The 17,188-nt window shown below is 63.5% G+C and carries 15 protein-coding genes; 8 read left to right on the top strand and 7 right to left on the bottom strand.

All coding sequences use genetic code 11. The annotated features are described in order from the left end of the window. Positions 1–7 precede the first annotated feature (7 nt). The 6 genes from ACODR8_RS00340 to ACODR8_RS00315 form a co-directional block, all read right to left on the bottom strand. Complete coding sequence (locus tag ACODR8_RS00340) at positions 8–703, bottom strand: lysophospholipid acyltransferase family protein (protein WP_489005490.1); 696 nt, start codon at positions 701–703, stop codon at positions 8–10. Positions 704–794: 91 nt separating this feature from the next. Then, complete coding sequence (locus tag ACODR8_RS00335; RefSeq protein ID WP_017184208.1) at positions 795–1,217, bottom strand: Fur family transcriptional regulator; 423 nt, start codon at positions 1,215–1,217, stop codon at positions 795–797. Positions 1,218–1,339: 122 nt separating this feature from the next. Further along, positions 1,340–1,768 carry a Ros/MucR family transcriptional regulator gene (locus ACODR8_RS00330; RefSeq protein ID WP_489005489.1) on the bottom strand — a complete coding sequence of 143 codons (429 nt, stop codon included), beginning with the start codon at positions 1,766–1,768 and terminating at the stop codon, positions 1,340–1,342. Positions 1,769–1,879: 111 nt separating this feature from the next. Beyond that, positions 1,880–2,359 carry a ribosomal protein S18-alanine N-acetyltransferase gene (rimI, locus tag ACODR8_RS00325; RefSeq protein WP_489005488.1) on the bottom strand — a complete coding sequence of 160 codons (480 nt, stop codon included), beginning with the start codon at positions 2,357–2,359 and terminating at the stop codon, positions 1,880–1,882. After that, positions 2,356–2,985 (bottom strand): tRNA (adenosine(37)-N6)-threonylcarbamoyltransferase complex dimerization subunit type 1 TsaB, encoded by a 630-nt coding sequence (tsaB, locus tag ACODR8_RS00320; RefSeq protein WP_489005487.1) that lies wholly within the window; start codon positions 2,983–2,985, stop codon positions 2,356–2,358. Before tsaB ends, rimI begins: the two co-directional genes overlap by 4 nt. 82 nt (positions 2,986–3,067) lie before the next feature. Further along, complete coding sequence (locus ACODR8_RS00315; protein WP_217671959.1) at positions 3,068–3,643, bottom strand: NifU family protein; 576 nt, start codon at positions 3,641–3,643, stop codon at positions 3,068–3,070. Positions 3,644–3,740: 97 nt separating this feature from the next. Here ACODR8_RS00315 and ACODR8_RS00310 point away from each other — a divergent pair, with 97 nt between their 5' ends. The 3 genes from ACODR8_RS00310 (at position 3,741) to ACODR8_RS00300 (ending at position 9,202) form a co-directional block, all read left to right on the top strand. Beyond that, positions 3,741–4,211, top strand: coding sequence for a pyridoxamine 5'-phosphate oxidase family protein (locus ACODR8_RS00310; RefSeq protein ID WP_489005486.1), 471 nt, complete (start codon positions 3,741–3,743; stop codon positions 4,209–4,211). Between the two features lie 458 nt (positions 4,212–4,669). Next, entirely contained in the window at positions 4,670–6,052 is a 1,383-nt protein-coding gene (locus tag ACODR8_RS00305) for a DEAD/DEAH box helicase (protein WP_294132000.1), read from the top strand. Between the two features lie 261 nt (positions 6,053–6,313). After that, a complete protein-coding gene (locus ACODR8_RS00300; protein WP_489005485.1) occupies positions 6,314–9,202 on the top strand; it encodes a M16 family metallopeptidase in 2,889 nt (962 codons plus the stop codon). A gap of 29 nt (positions 9,203–9,231) precedes the next feature. On the opposite strand, the gene ACODR8_RS00295 is transcribed toward ACODR8_RS00300, so the two are convergent. Beyond that, positions 9,232–9,834 carry a TetR/AcrR family transcriptional regulator gene (locus ACODR8_RS00295; RefSeq protein WP_489005484.1) on the bottom strand — a complete coding sequence of 201 codons (603 nt, stop codon included), beginning with the start codon at positions 9,832–9,834 and terminating at the stop codon, positions 9,232–9,234. Positions 9,835–9,950: 116 nt separating this feature from the next. Between ACODR8_RS00295 and ACODR8_RS00290 the strand changes: the two genes are divergently transcribed. From ACODR8_RS00290 to ACODR8_RS00270, 5 genes are all read left to right on the top strand, one after another. Further along, on the top strand, positions 9,951–11,099 hold the full coding sequence (locus ACODR8_RS00290) for an efflux RND transporter periplasmic adaptor subunit (protein ID WP_489005812.1): 1,149 nt from the start codon (positions 9,951–9,953) through the stop codon (positions 11,097–11,099). A gap of 2 nt (positions 11,100–11,101) precedes the next feature. Then, positions 11,102–14,254 carry an efflux RND transporter permease subunit gene (locus ACODR8_RS00285; RefSeq protein ID WP_489005483.1) on the top strand — a complete coding sequence of 1,051 codons (3,153 nt, stop codon included), beginning with the start codon at positions 11,102–11,104 and terminating at the stop codon, positions 14,252–14,254. Positions 14,255–14,257: 3 nt separating this feature from the next. Then, on the top strand, positions 14,258–15,658 hold the full coding sequence (locus ACODR8_RS00280) for an efflux transporter outer membrane subunit (protein ID WP_489005482.1): 1,401 nt from the start codon (positions 14,258–14,260) through the stop codon (positions 15,656–15,658). Between the two features lie 79 nt (positions 15,659–15,737). After that, positions 15,738–16,238 carry a methylated-DNA--[protein]-cysteine S-methyltransferase gene (locus tag ACODR8_RS00275; RefSeq protein ID WP_489005481.1) on the top strand — a complete coding sequence of 167 codons (501 nt, stop codon included), beginning with the start codon at positions 15,738–15,740 and terminating at the stop codon, positions 16,236–16,238. Positions 16,239–16,374: 136 nt separating this feature from the next. Continuing rightward, a complete protein-coding gene (locus ACODR8_RS00270) occupies positions 16,375–17,154 on the top strand; it encodes an SDR family oxidoreductase (RefSeq protein WP_489005480.1) in 780 nt (259 codons plus the stop codon). The last annotated feature ends 34 nt before the right edge of the window (positions 17,155–17,188 follow it).

The raw sequence follows: 17,188 nt of genomic DNA, 5'->3' as shown, positions 1-17,188 counted from the left end.
GGCCCAGCTATACAGGCGGCAGGGGGGTAGCGGAAGGCCGATGCTGCACCGCTGCGCTATCGGGCGCATTTTGCGCGATGCTGGCGGCAATCCGATCCCGCGCGGTGGCGGCAATCACCTTGCGATCGGCGCAATCGGCAGGATCGAACGGCTCCAGAAAGCGCAGCGTCACGTCAAGCCGACCTTTCCGCGCCAAAATGCGCCAGGCGTTGGTCCCGGCCGGTTCGTCGCCATGCCAGGCGATGGCGGATGTCGCCGCGCCATAGTCGATATGCACCGGCTGGATCAGCACCGCGCGCGGCGGCGGCAGCAGCACGGCAAGCAGCGAAGGCTTGAAGGGAAGCAGCCCACTGCCGTCGCTGGTCGTGCCTTCGGGGAATAAAGCCACCGGCTGATGCCCCAGCATGGCGGCGCGCAGCGCGTCGATCTGCCCCGACAGCGCGCCGCGCCGTTCGCGGGCGACGAACAAGGTGTTGTTCTGCGCCGCCAGCCAGCCGACCACCGGCCAGCGGGCAATGCCGTCATGCGCGACAAAGGCTGCGCCGGTCGCGCCGCCCATGGCCAATATGTCGATCCAGCTGACATGATTGGCGAGCAGGAACATGTCGCCGCCAGAGGCATGCCCCGCAATCCGCACGCGCACGCCCACAGCGCGCGCGGCCATGCCCAAAAAGCGACGCGGCCAGGGCGATCGGCGACGCATGACCCGCCAGAGCAAATGGGGAAACAGGCACGCCAGCAGGCTGGCGATGAGCGCGGCTATGCGCGTCCAGCGGCGTAGCAGCAGCAGTGCGTCAGTTCTTCCGGTCGAGGGCGACGCCGTACAATTCCATGCGATGGTCGACTAGCCGGAAGCCCAGCTTTTCGGCGATCTGCTTCTGCAACTGTTCCAGTTCCGGGTCGACAAATTCGATGACGTTGCCGGTTTCAACATCGATCAGATGATCGTGATGCGATTCGGGCGCGGCCTCATAACGGGCGCGGCCATCGCCAAAGTCGTGGCGCTCCAGGATGCCCGCCTCTTCGAACAGGCGCACCGTGCGATAGACGGTGGCGATCGAAATGCCGGGATCGATCGCGGCGGACCGCTTGTGCAATTCCTCGACATCGGGATGGTCGGTCGCATCGCTCAGCACCTGGGCGATCACCCGGCGCTGTTCAGTGATGCGCAGCCCCTTTTCGTGGCACAGGGCTTCGACGTCGATCTTGCGGTTCATGGAGTCTCGCTGGCTTTAGAGGTGCGGACAGTATTGGGAGCCTAGCGGCTTTTCCCGTCGCGTAAAGGGGCACATGGCGACATGTGCCCCCCGACGCAAGACCGTTCCGTCAGCCGGGCGGATTACTTCGCGGCGCTGCCCGTGCGGCGACGCTTGGTGCCAAGGCCAATCTTCTTGGCCAGCGAGCGACGCTGTTCGGCATAGTTGGGGGCGACCATCGGATAGTCGGCGGGCAGGCCCCACTTGGCGCGATAGTCGTCAGGCGTCATCTGATAATGGGTCATCAGGTGGCGCTTGAGCATCTTGAGCTTCTTGCCATCTTCCAGACAGATGATGAAATCCGGCTTGATCGACGAACGAACCGACACGGCAGGTTCGGGCTTTACGTCTGGCACGGTGATCGGTTCACTGAGGCCCGACAAGGCGGCATGGACATTCTGGATCAGAGCGGCGACATCAGAGACTGACACGCTGTTGTTGGAGACATGAGCGGCGACAATGTCGGACGTCAAAGTAATAAGCAGTTCGCTCTGGGCGGATTCGATTTCCATTGTCCTGTATCCTGTAAGGCTATTGTTGTGCGACCCGTCCTACGAGATTCATTTCAGGAGCGGTACGTATCCGCTAGACCTTGCCGGACCTTTTCGCAAGAGCATATGGCGTCAAGCCAGCATGTCGATGCGAAAACTCAGAGCATCATATAGTTGTCCATCATTACCGCGATAGTAACCGGGACGACGATGTACATATTCAAAGCCTGTTTTCTCATAGAGATGCACGGCAGTGTTGCTCGCGCGCACTTCCAGATTCATGGATGTGATGCCCCTACGGCGTGCTGTGCGCAAACTGTCGCGCAGCAAGGCTTCACCAATACCCCGTCCGCGCCAGGCCGGATCGACCGCCAGCAGCAGTAATTCGCATTCGTCCAGCACGGATCGCACCAGCGCAAAGCCCAGCGGTGCTGCGTCCACCCGCGCGATCGTCAACCAGGTGCCGGGCATCATCATGACGCCGGCCAGTTGCGGCAGGGTCCACGCCTCGCCAAAGACCGGGTCGAAGGCGGGCTCCATCACCGTCATGGCGTCCGCCATCGCGTTGCGCTCGCTCTGGTCATAGGTGTCGAGAACAAGGCCCGGCATCATGACGCGGCGCGCTCCGCCATGGTCTGCGCATCGGCGCCCCGGCCATAGATAGGCGTCGGGGGCAGGGCGGGCAGGGCGGCGATCAGGCCGTAATCCGCCGCATCGGGATAGAGATTGACCGCCGCACCATGGCCGCGCGCGGTCACCAATGCTTCCGCGCCAGTGCCATAGAGGGTGGCGATCTCAAGTTGCGTCGCCAGAGTGGCGATAGGGGTAGAGGCGATCGGCGTGGTCGCGCTTAGCCCGTCGGCAGTGAAGCATTGCCAGAAGAGTTCGCCATGCCCGCCGGTGATGGTGACGGCAATCGGGCCTTCGCTGGCATGGATTTGCGCGGCCTGCGCCGCGATCAGCGACGGGGCGCTATAGCCGTGGAGTGGCAGTCCCCAGGCCAGCGCCAGCGCGCGGGCGGCGGCGATGCCGATGCGGACGCCAGTGAAGCTGCCGGGACCGACATTGACGGCGATGGCGCCGGCGCGACCGCCATTGGGCAGGGCGGCAATGGCGGGCAACAAAGCTTCGGCATGGCCGCGCCCGACAATTTCATGGAAGCGCGCGACCGGCACGCCTTCTTCCAGCAGCGCCACGGACAAAGCCTGTGTCGCGGTGTCAATCACCAGCAGGCGCAAACGATACTCCCCTCAAGTTGCCTCTTGCGGTTAGTCGATCCGTCGCGATTTGCCAAATGGTGGAAAGGGAAGGCCGCCCTGATCAGACCGCGCGGACTTCCGTGACTTCGGGGACATAATGTTTGAGCAGTTGCTCGATCCCGTTTTTCAGCGTCGCGCTGGAGGAAGGGCAGCCTGAACAGGCGCCCTGCAACTGGAGGAATACGGTGCCTTTGTCGAAGCCACGATAGATGATGTCGCCGCCATCATTGGCGACCGCAGGGCGGACGCGGGTGTCGATGAGGTCGCGGATTTGCGCGACGATCTCGGCATCTTCGGGGTCATCGCCAAAAGCGTCGTCATCCAGAGGGACGGCTATGCCCGCCGCCGATCCCGGCGCGAACAGCGGCATGTTGGCGGAAAAATGTTCCAGCAGGATCGACAGGACGTCCGGTTTGACGTCGCGCCATTCCGATCCGGGGGCGATCGTCACCGAAATAAAGTCGCCGCCGAAAAACACGCCGGTGACATCGCCCAGCCCGAACAATGCATCGGCTAGCGGGGACGCTTCGGCTTCCTCCGGCGTCGCAAAGTCGCGGGTTCCATTGCCCATGACCGCCTGGCCGGGGAGGAATTTGATGGTCGCCGGATTGGGCGTGAGTTCGGTCTCGATCAGCATGGCCGCTATGTGGAGATGTGCGGGGCCAAGATCAAGCGTTTCGGGAACTTCGCTGGCGGCCGTCGATTATTCGCGATGACCCAGCAGGAGAGATATAATGGCGACGGAAAAAGATATTCGCGAACATTTCTGGAGCGATCTGAGCAAAAGCCCCTTCCTGATGGTGGGGCTGAACAATAGTCACGAGCATAGCCTGCCGATGACGGCGCAGCTTGATCCAGATGCTGATCATTGTTTCTGGTTCTATACGTCGCGCGACAATCGTCTGGCCCCCGGCGGCCCGGCCATGGCCCAGTTCGCGGCCAAGGATCACGGCCTGTTCGCCTGCATCAACGGCACATTGGTCGAGGAAAGCGATCCGGCGGTGATCGACCGTTACTGGTCAAGCCAAGTCGAGGCCTGGTATGAGGGCGGCCGCAACGATCCCAATCTGCTGATGCTACGATTTGACCTTGGTACCGCGGAAATCTGGCTGGCTGACCTGTCGATTGTCGGGGTGTTCAAGATGATGTTCGGCGGGGACGTCGCTAAAGAAATGAAGTCGAAGCACGCTGAAATCTCGCTCTAAGGGCGACTCTTTGAAAAATGCGCGAAAGGGCGCATTTTTGATCCGCACCGGCCTTCAAACGAGGCACGTGACTCGTTTGAACCCCCACCCGACCACCCAGAATATACTGCCGTTGGGTAGTCGGGTGGGGAGCGGGCCGGCGCGGCTGAATGTGCGTAGGCACATTCAAAAAACATCTGGCCGTGCCATTCCGCACGGCCGCTTGCTATTTGCCTGCATCTTCGCCATATGCGTTGCAGCGCAGCAGAGGGACCATGACGGTTCCACAGCGATTGGCAGCGTGATCGTCCGCAACCTGGGTGGCTGGAACAGCCGTTCAAGGACCACGGACCGGCCAATGAGAGTCTGCGCCAAGCTTGAGGCTTCCCTTTTCACGCGGGTCGTTTCGTAACCCGCCTCGCGCCCTTCCTGCGTCCGCAGAGCAAGTTGGCGCCAAGGCCGACTTGTGAGTTTTCTAAATGCAATTCAATGACTTTGGTCTGGCTGAGCCGATCATGAAGGCGCTCGCCTCCAAAAATTATGTGACCCCGACCCCGATTCAGGAAAAGGCGATCCCCGTCCTGCTGGAAGGCAAGGATCTGTGCGGCATCGCCCAGACCGGCACCGGCAAGACCGCGGCCTTTGCGCTGCCCAGCCTCGATTATTTCGCGCGCAACCCAAGGGCGACGCCGATCAAGGGCTGCCGGATGCTGGTGCTTGCCCCGACCCGCGAACTCGCGGCGCAGATTGCGCAGAGCTTCCGCGACTATGGCCGTTTCCTGAAATTGTCGGTCGAAACGGTGTTCGGCGGCGTGCCGATCAATAAGCAGATCCGCGCGCTGGCTGGCGGCGTCGATGTCGTCGTTGCGACGCCCGGCCGCCTGCTCGACCTGATCGACCAGCGCGCGCTGACGATCAAGGACACCGAAATTTTCGTCCTCGACGAAGCGGACCAGATGATGGACATGGGCTTCATCCAGCCCTTGAAGCGCGTCGCTAAGATGCTGCCGGCCGATCGCCAGAACCTGTTTTTCTCGGCCACCATGCCCAAGGAAATCGAAGCGCTTGCCGCCCAGTTCCTGAACAATCCGGTCAAGGTCAGCGTCGCACCGCAATCGACCACCGCCGAGCGCGTCCACCAGCGCGCGACTTTCGTCAATCAGGGCGAGAAGCAGGCGCTGCTCCACCTGATCCTGAAGAGCGAAGATATTGACCGCGCGCTCATTTTTACCCGCACCAAGCATGGCGCCGACCGCGTCGTGCGCTTCCTGGAAGGGGCGGGGATCGAGGCGTTTGCGATCCATGGTAACAAGAGCCAGGGCCAGCGCACCACCGCGCTCCAGGCTTTCCGTCAGGGCAAGGTGAAGCTGCTGGTCGCGACCGACATTGCCGCGCGCGGCATCGACGTGTCGGGCGTGTCCCACGTCATCAACTTTGAAATCCCCAACGTGGCCGAACAATATGTCCACCGCATCGGCCGCACCGCGCGCGCCGGGGCCGAAGGCATTGCCATCAGCTTCGTGGCGGACGATGAGCGGCCCTATCTGAAGGCCATTGAAAAGGCGACGCGGGTCAAGCTGGAAATGGAGCCGCTGCCGGAGAATTTCATGGAAGCGGTGCGTAACCTGCCCAAGCCGGCCGCCCCCAAGAAAGGACCGAGCCAGACGCCGCAACAGCAGGCGCGCCGCGCCGATGGCCAGCGCAAATATCAGGACGGCCAGAAGCAACAGCGCGGCACCCCCGACCGCGCCCATCGTCCCGACGCAGAGGGTGGCGAAAAGCGCCCCTTCCGCCGTCGCCGCAGCGGTGGTGCGGTCGGCGCGCATAAGGGCGCCGTCCAGCGCACCGGCGCGCCGCGCTGATTACATACTCCCCTTGCCAAAAGGGGGGGAGATTCGAACAATCCCATAAGACGCCGTCATTCCCGCGCAGGCGGGAATCCATCTCCCACCTTATCGTCTTGATTATAGGTCCAGAGATGGATCCCCGCCTGCGCGGGGATGACGTAAAAATTTGTGGATGATGAATGCCGCGATGATCTCCGTCGGGGGAGGATTTTCGTCCTTTCCATGACCGTGTTTGTCAGTAGCCATTCAGGAAAATCCCGTTAGGCTCTCCGGCCTATGAGATTTTCCCCACGGCGCACCGCCGCTTCGCTGACTGTCCTCGCCCTGCTGCTGTCGGGTTCGCCCGCGCCACTCGCTGCCCGGACCGATCCTGCTCCCGCCGTTGCGGGCGGCGCGCTTGCGCCGCAGGTGCGGCCGTGGCTTTATGAAAATAGCGATGTCCCCATCGACGCGGCGTGGCGCTTTGGCACGCTGTCCAACGGATTGCGCTATGCGATCCGTCGCAATGGCGTGCCGCCGGGGCAGGTGTCGGTGCGGCTGCGGATCGACGCGGGATCGCTGATGGAGCGGCCCGACGAACAGGGCTACGCCCATTTCATGGAGCATCTGACCTTTCGCGGGTCGCGCCATGTCCCCGATGGCGAATCCAAGCGTATCTGGCAGCGGCTGGGCGTGACCTTTGGCAGCGACAGCAATGCGCAGACGACGCCGACTGGCACCAGTTACGCGCTCGACCTGCCGCAGGCGACGCAGCAGACGCTGGGCGAGAGCCTGAAAATCCTGTCGGGCATGATGGCCGATCCCAATATCATCGACAGCGCGGTCAATGCCGAACGCGCGGTGGTGCTGGCCGAACGGCGCGAGGGCGACGGGCCGCAGATGCGGATTTCCGACATCAGCCGCCTGCATTTCTTCGCCGGGCAACCACTGGCCGACCATGCGCCGATCGGCACGGTGGCGACGCTCAATGCGGCGACGGCGGCGAAGATGACGGCGTTTCACCAGCGCTGGTATCGCCCGGAAAATGCGGTGATCGCGATAGCGGGGGATATCGACCCGGCATTGGCCGAACAGTTGATCAAGGAGCAGTTTGGCGGCTGGACAGTGCCGGGCAAGGGTGCGCCTTTGCCCGATTTCGGTACGCCCGATCCCAAATTTCCCGCGACCCGCGTCGCGGTGGAGCCGGGGGTGCCGCTGGGCATGACGCTGGCGTGGCTGCGCCCGTGGAAACCGCGCGCCGACACCATCCTGTACAATCAGGATAAGCTGACCGACATGCTGGCCTTGCAGATCATCAGCCGGCGGCTGGAGCAGGCTGCGCGCAGCGGCGGCAGCTTCCTGCAATCGAGCGTCGAGCAGCAGGATGTCAGCCGATCGGTCGACGGCACGTTCATGACGATCATCCCGACGGGCGATAATTGGGAGAAAGCGCTGGCCGATGTGCGCGCCATTGTGGAGGACGCCAAGACTACGCCGCCCAGCCAGACCGAAATCGACCGCGAATATGCGCAGATGGATACGGCACTGGCGATCCAGGTCGAAAATGCCGATACGGAGGCTGGCGCCAAGCAGGCGAGCGACCTGATCAGCGCGGTCGATATTCGCGAAACCACGGTCAGTCCCGACGCGGCGCTCAGCATCTTCCGATCCGGCAAGGCGAGCATGACGCCTGCCAAGATCGTCGAATCGACGAACCGGCTGTTTTCCGCGGGCGTGTTCCGCACCCTGCTGGTGACCGGCAAGGCGCAGCCGGGGCTGGACGCCAGGCTGGCCGCCGCCGTCGCCGCGCCGGTCAAGGCCGCGACCAATGCGCGGCTGGCCGACAAGCTGGTGACGATGGCCGACCTGCCCAAATTGGGCGCGCCCGCGACCGTTTTGTCCCGCACGCCGATCGGCCTGCCGGGGATGGAGAGCATCACCTTCTCCAACGGTGTCAAGCTGACCCTGTTCGCCAATGATGCCGAGACCGAGAAAGTGCGCATCAATGTGCGCTTTGGTCATGGGCAGCAGGCTTTCTCTCCGGTCAAGCCGGTGGCGAGTTGGGCGGGGGACTATGCATTGGTTGCCAGTGGCATCGGCACGCTGGGGCAGCGGGAACTGGATGACCTGACCAACGGTCGGCGCATGGGCATGGACTTTGCGACCGACGAGGATGCATTCGAGTTGCAGGCGGTGACGCGCCCGGCGGACTATAAGGACCAGTTGCGTCTGTTCGCGACCAAGCTGGGCGCGCCCGGCTGGGATCCCGCGCCGATCGCGCGGGTCAAGACCGGCGCGACCGTTGCCTATGACGCCATGACCCGGTCGCCCGACGCGGTGCTCAGCCGTGACCTTAGCTGGCTGCTGCATGGCAAGGATGTGCGGTTCCGCACACCGTCTCTGGCCGAAATCAATGCGCTGACGCCGCAGGCCTTCCGCGCGACATGGGAGCCGATCCTGGCGTCGGGACCGATCGAGGTACAGATTTTCGGGCAGGTGAAGGCGGACGACGCGATCGCGGCGGTGGCCGCGACGCTGGGGGCGCTGCCGCCGCGTCCCGATACGCCGGTGCCTGCGGTCAATCGCGCGATGCGCTTTCCCGCCCATGTCGAAACACCGGTCGTGCTGCGGCACAAGGGCGACAAGGAACAGGCCGCCGCTGTCATGGCGTGGCCGACATCGGGCGGCTTCACCCTGCAAAAGGAAGCGCGCCAGCTGGAGATATTGACGCAGATCTTCAACGATCGGCTGTTCGACCGGCTGCGATCGACCGAAGGCGCGGCCTATTCGCCCAGTGTGCAGAATAGCTGGCCATTCTCCTATGAAAGTGGCGGCTATATATTGGTGACCAGTCAGGTGCGGCCCGACCGGATCGGCTATTTCTACGATGTGGTGAAATCGACCGCGGCTGATCTGGCCAAGACGCCGGTCAGCGATGATGAGTTGCAGCGCGCGGTCGCGCCGATGCGGCAGATGCTGATGCGGGCAGGGACGGGCAATGCCTTCTGGATGAACCAGATGGAGGGCGCGACCCATGATGCCCGCTATGTCGCGGCGATGCAGACCATGGCGCAGGATATGCTGACCGTCACTCCGGCGCAGTTGCAGGCGCTGGCGGCGCGCTATCTGGCCCCGGCAAAGAGCTGGTCGGCGATCGTCCTGCCCGAAGGGGTCGCTGCGAAATAATGGGGGGTCGCGCCCTGTGAGCGCGTGGTTTATCTGATCGCGCGCAGGGCGGCGACGACCATTTGGGCAGACAGGCGGGCGGTGTCCGCAGCGCTCAGGCTGGGGCGCGACAGGCTGCGATGGCCAAGGCCGAACAGGCAGGCGAGGACAATCTCCTCCGCGCCGTCCAGCGCTTCGCCAGACAGGTCGGGATTGGCCACGCAGGCAAAGTCGCGAATATAGCGGCGGAAACGTATGCACATTGCGGCGATCGTATCCCCGACCGCTTCGTTGCGGAAACTTTCGGCCATGATGTCGAAGGACAGGGCTTCGTCTCTTTTATCGACGGTATGCAGCAATAATTGCTCGAATGTCTGTTCGATCGTCAGTTCGCCTGCGTCCAGTCGGCTGCGCAGTGCATCCATGTCCAGGCAACGTTCGTCGGAATCGGCCTGGACAATGGCGGAGATGATGTCCTCCTTGCCCTTGAACAGGCGATAGATCTGGCCGACGGAAACTTTTGCGGCAGTTGCGAGTTCCGACATCGACGTCTGGTGGAAGCCATGACTGTCGAACAGGTCGCGAGCGGCCGCCATGATCCGTTCCTTGCTGGTCTTTTCTGGCACCATCTGTTTTTGCTGCACTGCAATCATTTTTTCCCTCTCGCCCTTTTCTATCTTGAATTAACTTTGGCATGATCCTACCTGCGGCGCAAGCGGAATGAACGTTCATTCCTGTTCTATATCCTATCGAAACGGAAATATGCGTGATGCAAAAGGGGAAGTTCATCGGATTGCTGGCGTGCGCGTCGGCGCTGGCGCTCAGTGCGTGCGGGGACAGCCCGCCGCCCGCGCCGCCGCCGCCCGCCGTGGGCGTGGTGACGCTTGCGACTGGCTCCGCGCCGCTGCTTAACGAACTGCCGGGGCGGATCGTGGCGGTGGAAACCGCAGAAGTGCGGCCGCAAATCAGCGGCGTTATCCGTCGCCGCCTGTTTGCCGAGGGCAGCGTCGTGCGGGCCGGGCAATTGCTCTATGAAATTGAGGACGCCCCCTATCGCGCCGCCGTGGCGCAGGCGCAGGGATCGCTGGCGCGGGCCAATGCCGCGATCCGGTCGACCAGCTTGCAGGCCCAGCGCTACAAGGAACTGGTCGGCATCAATGCGGTCAGCCGTCAGGAATATGACAATGCCGATGCTGCTGCGCAGCAGGCGCGCGCCGATGTTGCAGCGCAGCGTGGTGCGGTGCAATCGGCGCAGGTGAACCAGAATTTCACCCGCATCCGCGCGCCGATTTCCGGCCGGATCGGCCGGTCGCTGTTCACGCCTGGCGCGCTGGTGCAGGCGGGGCAGGCGGACCCGCTGGCGACGATCCAGCGCACCGACACTGTCTATGTCGATGTCACCCAGTCCGCCGCGCAGATCATTGACCTGAAACAGGCGATGAAGAGCGGCGGGGTGAGCGGGGCGGATGGTGCGCGCATCCAGTTGCTGCTGCCCAATGGCAGCGCTTATCCGATCGAGGGTCGGCTGCAATTTTCCGAAGTGTCGGTCGATCCGACATCGGGCGCGGTGACGCTGCGCGCGTCCTTCGCCAATCCCGACGGGCTGTTGCTGCCCGGCATGTATGTCCGCGCCAAGATGATCGAGGGTCAGCGGAGCCAGGTCATCCTCGCGCCGCAGCAGGGCATCAGCCGCGACGCGCGTGGCCGGGCGACGGCGATGGTCGTTGGCAAGGACAATAAGGCGGAAATGCGCCAGGTGACCGTCGATCGCGCGGTCGGCGACAAGTGGATCGTCACAAGCGGTCTGAAGGCCGGTGACCGGCTGATCGTCGAAGGGCTGGTCAATCTGCGCCCCGGCACGGTGGTCAAACCCGGCGCGCCCCAGCAGATCACCGCGCCCAATGGCGGGGCGCAGTAATCATGGCCCGTTATTTTATCGACCGGCCCATCTTCGCATGGGTCATCGCCATCGTCATCATGCTGGCGGGCCTGCTCGCCATCCGATCGCTGCCCGTCGCGCAATTTCCTGAAATCGCGCCGCCCACGGTGAGCATCGGCACCAGCTATCCGGGCGCCAACGCCCAGACGCTGGAAAGCACGACGACCCAGATCATCGAGCAGCAGCTCAAGGGCATCGACAATCTGCGCTATTTTTCGTCCACCAGCGACAGCGCGGGCAATCTGACCATCACCCTGACGTTCGAGCAGGGCACCGACGCGGACATCGCGCAGGTGCAGGTGCAGAACAAGCTGGCGCAGGCGACCCCGCTGTTGCCGCAGGAAGTGCAGCAACAGGGGCTGCGTGTCACCAAATCGACCGCCAGCTTCCTGATGGTGATGGCGGTCTATGCCGATGACGGCATCCATGACCAGCAGGATGCGGGCGACTTCATCGCGTCATCGCTGCAAGATCCGATCAGCCGCGTCACCGGTGTCGGCGATACCCAGTTGCTGGGTGCGCAATATGCGATGCGGGTGTGGCTGGACCCATACAAGATGGCCAATCTGGGCGTCACCACCGGTGACGTGAAGGCCGCGATCCAGGCGCAAAATGCGCAGGTGTCGGCGGGCCAGATCGGCGGCACGCCATCACCCAATGGGCAGGCGCTCAACGCCACGGTCACCGCCCAATCGCGTTTGCGCACGCCCGAAGAATTTCGCGGCATCCGCCTGCGCAGCAATAGTGACGGATCGGTCGTGCTGCTGTCCGACGTGGCGCGGGTAGAGCTGGGGTCGGAAAATTACAGTTTCAGCGCCAAGTTTAATGGCCATCCGGCGGCCGGTTTCGGCATCAAACTGGCGCCTGGCGCCAATGCGCTGGACACGGTTACGGACGTGAAGGCGCAGATTGCCGCGCTGTCCAAGAATTTCCCCAGCTGGGTCAAATATGACTTTCCGGTCGACAATTCGACCTTTGTGAAACTGTCGGTCGAACAGGTTATCCACACGCTGATCGAAGCGGTGCTGCTGGTGTTCGTCGTGATGTTCCTGTTCCTTCAGAACTGGCGCGCGACCCTGATCCCCACCATCGCCGTGCCGGTCGTGCTGCTGGGATCGCTGGCCATCCTGCATGTCGCGGGCTTTACCATCAACACGCTGACATTGTTCGGCATGGTGCTGGCGATCGGCCTGCTGGTCGATGACGCGATCGTCGTCGTCGAAAATGTCGAGCGACTGATCCAGGACGAAGGCCTCAGTCCCAAGGAAGCGGCGAAAAAGTCGATGGATGAGATTAGCGGCGCGCTGATCGGCATCGGGCTTGTTCTGTCGGCGGTGTTCCTGCCGATGGCCTTCTTCGGTGGTTCCACCGGCGTCATCTTCCGCCAATTTTCGATCACCATCGTTTCCTCGATGATCCTGTCCGTGCTGGTCGCACTGGTCCTGACGCCTGCCTTGTGCGCCACCATCCTGAAGCCTGCCAAGCATGATCATGCAACGCAGAAGGGCTTTTTTGGCTGGTTCAACCGGACGTTCGACAAGGGCGTGGTGCGGTATGGGAAGGGCGTGGAGAAGGTCGAGCGGCGCTGGGGCCGGACCATGCTGGTCTTTGGCCTGGTCACGGTCGGCATGGCCGTCATCTTCCTGCGCCTGCCCAGCGGTTTCCTGCCCGAAGAGGATCAGGGGCGCATCCTCAACCAGGTGTCGCTGCCGTCAGGATCGACGATCGAGGAAACCGAACGGACGCTGGACCGGGTGCGCGACTATTATCTGACGACGGAAAAGAAGAATGTCGCGGCGGTATTCACCATTTCCGGCTTCGGCTTCGTCGGGCAGGGACAGAATGTCGGCATCGCCTTTGTGCGGATGAAGGACTGGAAACTGCGCAAGGGGCATGACAATAGCGTCATGGCCGTCGCGCAACGCGCCAATGCCGCCCTGCACAAAATTTCCGCAGGCATGGTCATCGCCTTCGTGCCGCCAGCCGTGCAGGAACTGGGCAATGCGTCGGGTTTCGACTTCCAGCTGCTGGACCAGGGCAATGTCGGCCATGAAAAGCTGCTGGCGGCGCGTAACCAGTTGCTGGGTATGGCAATGGGCGACAAAAGGCTGGCGCAGGTGCGGCCCAATGGTCTGGAGGACAGCGCGCAATTGAAGCTGACCGTCGATCAGGCGGCGGCAGGGGCGCTGGGCATTGCCCAGGCCGACGTCAACGACACGATCAGCACCAATTTGGGCAGTAGCTACGTCAATGACTTCATCGACCGCGACCGCGTGAAAAAGGTGTTCGTGCAGGCGGATGCGCCGTTCCGCACGACGCCCGATTCCATCGGCGCGCTGCATGTCCGTGGCAATAGCGGCGTCATGGCCCCGTTGTCGGCCTTTGCCACGACGGAATGGACCCAGGGTCCGGCGCGGCTGGAGCGGTTCAACGGCGTGCCGTCGATGAACATCATGGGCGCGCCTGCCCCCGGCGTGGCGAGCGGCGACGCGATGCAGGCGATGGAGGAATATGCCGCCAAATTGCCTGCTGGCATCGGCTATAGCTGGAACGGCATTTCCTATGAGGAACGCACGTCCGGCGGGCAGGCGCCCTATGTCTATGCGCTGTCGATGCTGATCGTGTTCCTGTGCCTTGCCGCGCTCTATGAAAGCTGGTCGGTGCCGATTGCGGTGCTGCTGGTGGTGCCGCTGGGCGTGCTGGGCGCGGTGATCGCGGCGACGCTGGCGGGGTTGAACAACGACATCTACCTCCAGGTCGGCCTGATCACCACGATCGGCGTGTCGGCGAAGAATGCGATCCTGATCGTGGAATTTGCCGAGGAGAAGATGCGCGAGGGCATGTCGCCCGCGGCGGCGGCGCTGGAAGCGGGCAAGCTGCGGCTGCGGCCGATCCTGATGACCAGCTTCGCCTTCATCTTTGGCGTGCTGCCGCTGGCAGTATCGTCCGGGGCAGGGGCCGGTGGCCAGAATGCGATCGGCTGGGCCGTGGTCGGCGGGATGCTGTCGGCGACCGTGCTGGCGATCTTCTTCGTGCCGGTATTCTTCACCGTGGTGAAGCGGCTGTTCCGTGAGCATAAGACCCATGATGCGGCCGATGAGCAGGCGAGCCCTGCTGCGCCGCAGGAGGCATAAGAGATGCGTAATATCAAGGCGCTGGGCGCCATCACCCTGTCGCTGACGCTGGCCGCCTGCGACATGGCGCCCAAATATGTGCGGCCCGTCCTGCCGGTGCCGGCGACCAGTCCGCGGGGACCGGCCTATGGCGCGGCGGACGGGGCCGCGATCGTTCCGGCTGACACGGCATGGCGCGATTTCTTTACCGACGCCCGGCTGGCGCGGGTGATCGAAACGGCGCTCGCCAATAATCGCGACTTGCGGGTCGCGCTGGCCAATGTCGAGCAGGCGCGGGCGCAATATAAGGTGCAGCGGGCCGACCTGCTGCCGAGGGTGGCGGCAGGCGGTAGCGCAACCTATCAGGATACGCCTTTCTCGCAGGTCGGATCTGGCCGGACGGACCTGTATCAAGCGCAGGTCGGTATTTCGGCGTGGGAAATCGACCTGTTCGGGCGGGTGCGCAACCTGAGCAAGGCGGCGCAGGAGCAATATTTCGCCAGCGTCGAAACCCGCAACGCGGCGCAGACGGCGCTGATTGCAGAGGTGGCCAATGCCTGGCTGACCATGGCGGCGGATCAGGAACGCTTGCGCATCGCCCGCGATCTGGAAGCTGCGTTCGGCAAGACGCTGGAGCTGAACCGCGCGCGCTTTGCCAAGGGGATCGCGTCCGAACTGGAAGTGCGGCAGGCGCAGACCAGCTATGATTCGGCGCGATCGACGATTGCCGAGACGCTGACTTTGGTGGCGCAGGACCAGAATGCGCTGAACCTGCTGGCGGGTACGACGGTCGCGGCCAGCGATCTGCCCGATGCCCTGCCACCCGCCGGGGCTACGATCGACAATCTGCCCGCAGACATAGCGTCGGACGTATTGTTGCGGCGGCCCGATATTGCAGCGGCGGAGCATCAGTTGCGCAGCGCCAACGCCAATATCGGCGCGGCGCGGGCGGCTTTCTTCCCCAATATCTCGCTGACCGCCGCGTTCGGATCGCTGAGCCTGGGCCTCTCCAACCTGTTCGGGTCGGGCAGCCAATTCTGGTCGGTCGCGCCGTCGGCATCGCTGCCGATCTTCGACTTCGGCAAGAATAAGGGCAATCTGGCCTATGCCAAAGCCACCTATGACGCGATGCTGGCGACTTATGAAAAGAGCGTGCAGACCGGCTTTCGCGAAGTCGCCGACGCGCTGGCGCGGCGCGGGACGATGAGCCAGCAGTTGGAAGCGCAGACATCGCAGCGCGATGCGGCGCGGGTCGCCTATACGCTGTCGGACGCCCGTTTTCGCGCCGGGGTCGATCCCTTCCTGACGACGCTGGATTCGCAGCGGGCGCTGTCCACGGCGGAGCAAAGCCTGCTGGCGACGCGGCTGACCCGCGCGACCAATATGGTCGAGCTGTATCGGGCGATGGGCGGCGGGCTGAAATAAGGGGGCTTTGATCGCAAGGGGCGGGAGGCGTGCTGGCCCGTCCCTTGCTATACGGGGCAGGAGATTTGGAGACTGTTCCATGACCCTTGCCACGACCCTGTTTCCCTCGCCCGTCGGCATATTGACGCTGGTGGCCAGCGACGCCGGGCTGGTGGCTGTCCTGTGGGAAGAGGATGATCCCGCGCGGGTGAAGCTGCCAGCAACGCAGGATGACGCGGATCATCCGGTGCTGCGCCAGACCGCCGCGCAACTGGCGGATTATTTCGCCGGAGCGCGCCAGCAGTTCGACCTGCCGCTCGATTTCCGGGGGACGGCGTTTCAGCAACGGGTCTGGGCCGCGTTGCTGGCGATCCCGTTCGGGGAGACGCGCAGCTATGGCGCGATTGCCAGCGCCATCGGCCAGCCGACCGCTTCGCGCGCGGTGGGGGCCGCCAATGGCCGCAATCCGATCTCGATCATCGCGCCCTGCCACCGGGTGGTGGGCAGCAATGGCGCGCTGACCGGTTTTGCAGGCGGACTGGCGGCCAAGACTTGGCTGATCGATCATGAGCGGCGGGCGATGGGGGATGCCCGGCCATAGGCTGTTGCGCCGATCCGGCGATCGGCCTAGGTTGGATGACGTAAGGAGTCATCGAAATGAAGCAGCGTAACCGCTGAAGCGGCACGACAAATAGTAGTGGAGCAATCCGCCCTTCTGGCTCTGTTTCGAGATCATCATGCACAAATTGAATAATAAGATTTGCGTCGTCACTGGCGCTGCGCGCGGCATTGGCCATGCGATTGCGGCGCGTTTCCATGACGAAGGCGCGACTGTCATCCTGACCGATATTGACGAGGACGCGGGGGCTGCGGCCGCGGCGGAAATCGGCTGCCGGTTCATCGCGCTCGACGTGCGGGAGGAAGCGGACTGGGCGCGTCTTGCTGACGCTGTCCCGACGATCGACGTCATGGTCAATAATGCGGGCGTGACCGGGTTCGAGCATGGCCGGGTCGCCCATGATCCTGAACATGCGACGCTGGCCGACTGGCAGGGTGTCCACAGGATCAACCTGGACGGCACATTTCTGGGGTGCCGCTATGCGATCGGCGCGATGAAGGCGCGTGGCACCGGATCGATCATCAACATGTCGTCGCGATCGGGGCTGGTGGGCATACCGCTGGCCGCCGCCTATGCTTCTTCCAAGGCGGCGATCCGCAACCATAGCAAGTCGGTGGCGCTCTATTGCGCGCAGCAGGGCTGGCGTATCCGCTGCAACTCCATCCATCCCGCCGCGATCCTGACGCCGATGTGGGAAACCATGATCGGCGATGGCCCGGACCGGGACGCGAAGATGGCGGCGATGGTGGCCGACACGCCGCTCAAGCGGTTCGGCACGCCCGGTGAGGTCGCGACGATTGCAGTGATGCTGGCGTCTGACGAGGCGACCTATATGACCGGGACGGAGGTCAATATCGACGGTGGCCTGCTCGCCGGTTCCGCGGCGGCACCCGGCTGATCGGGACGCCATGTTGACGTCTTGATGGATTGTC

This window comes from Sphingobium sp. FG58, assembly GCF_057809055.1.
The sequence above is the reverse complement of the archived record's forward strand: the minus strand, read 5'-3'. Positions and strand labels throughout refer to the sequence as shown.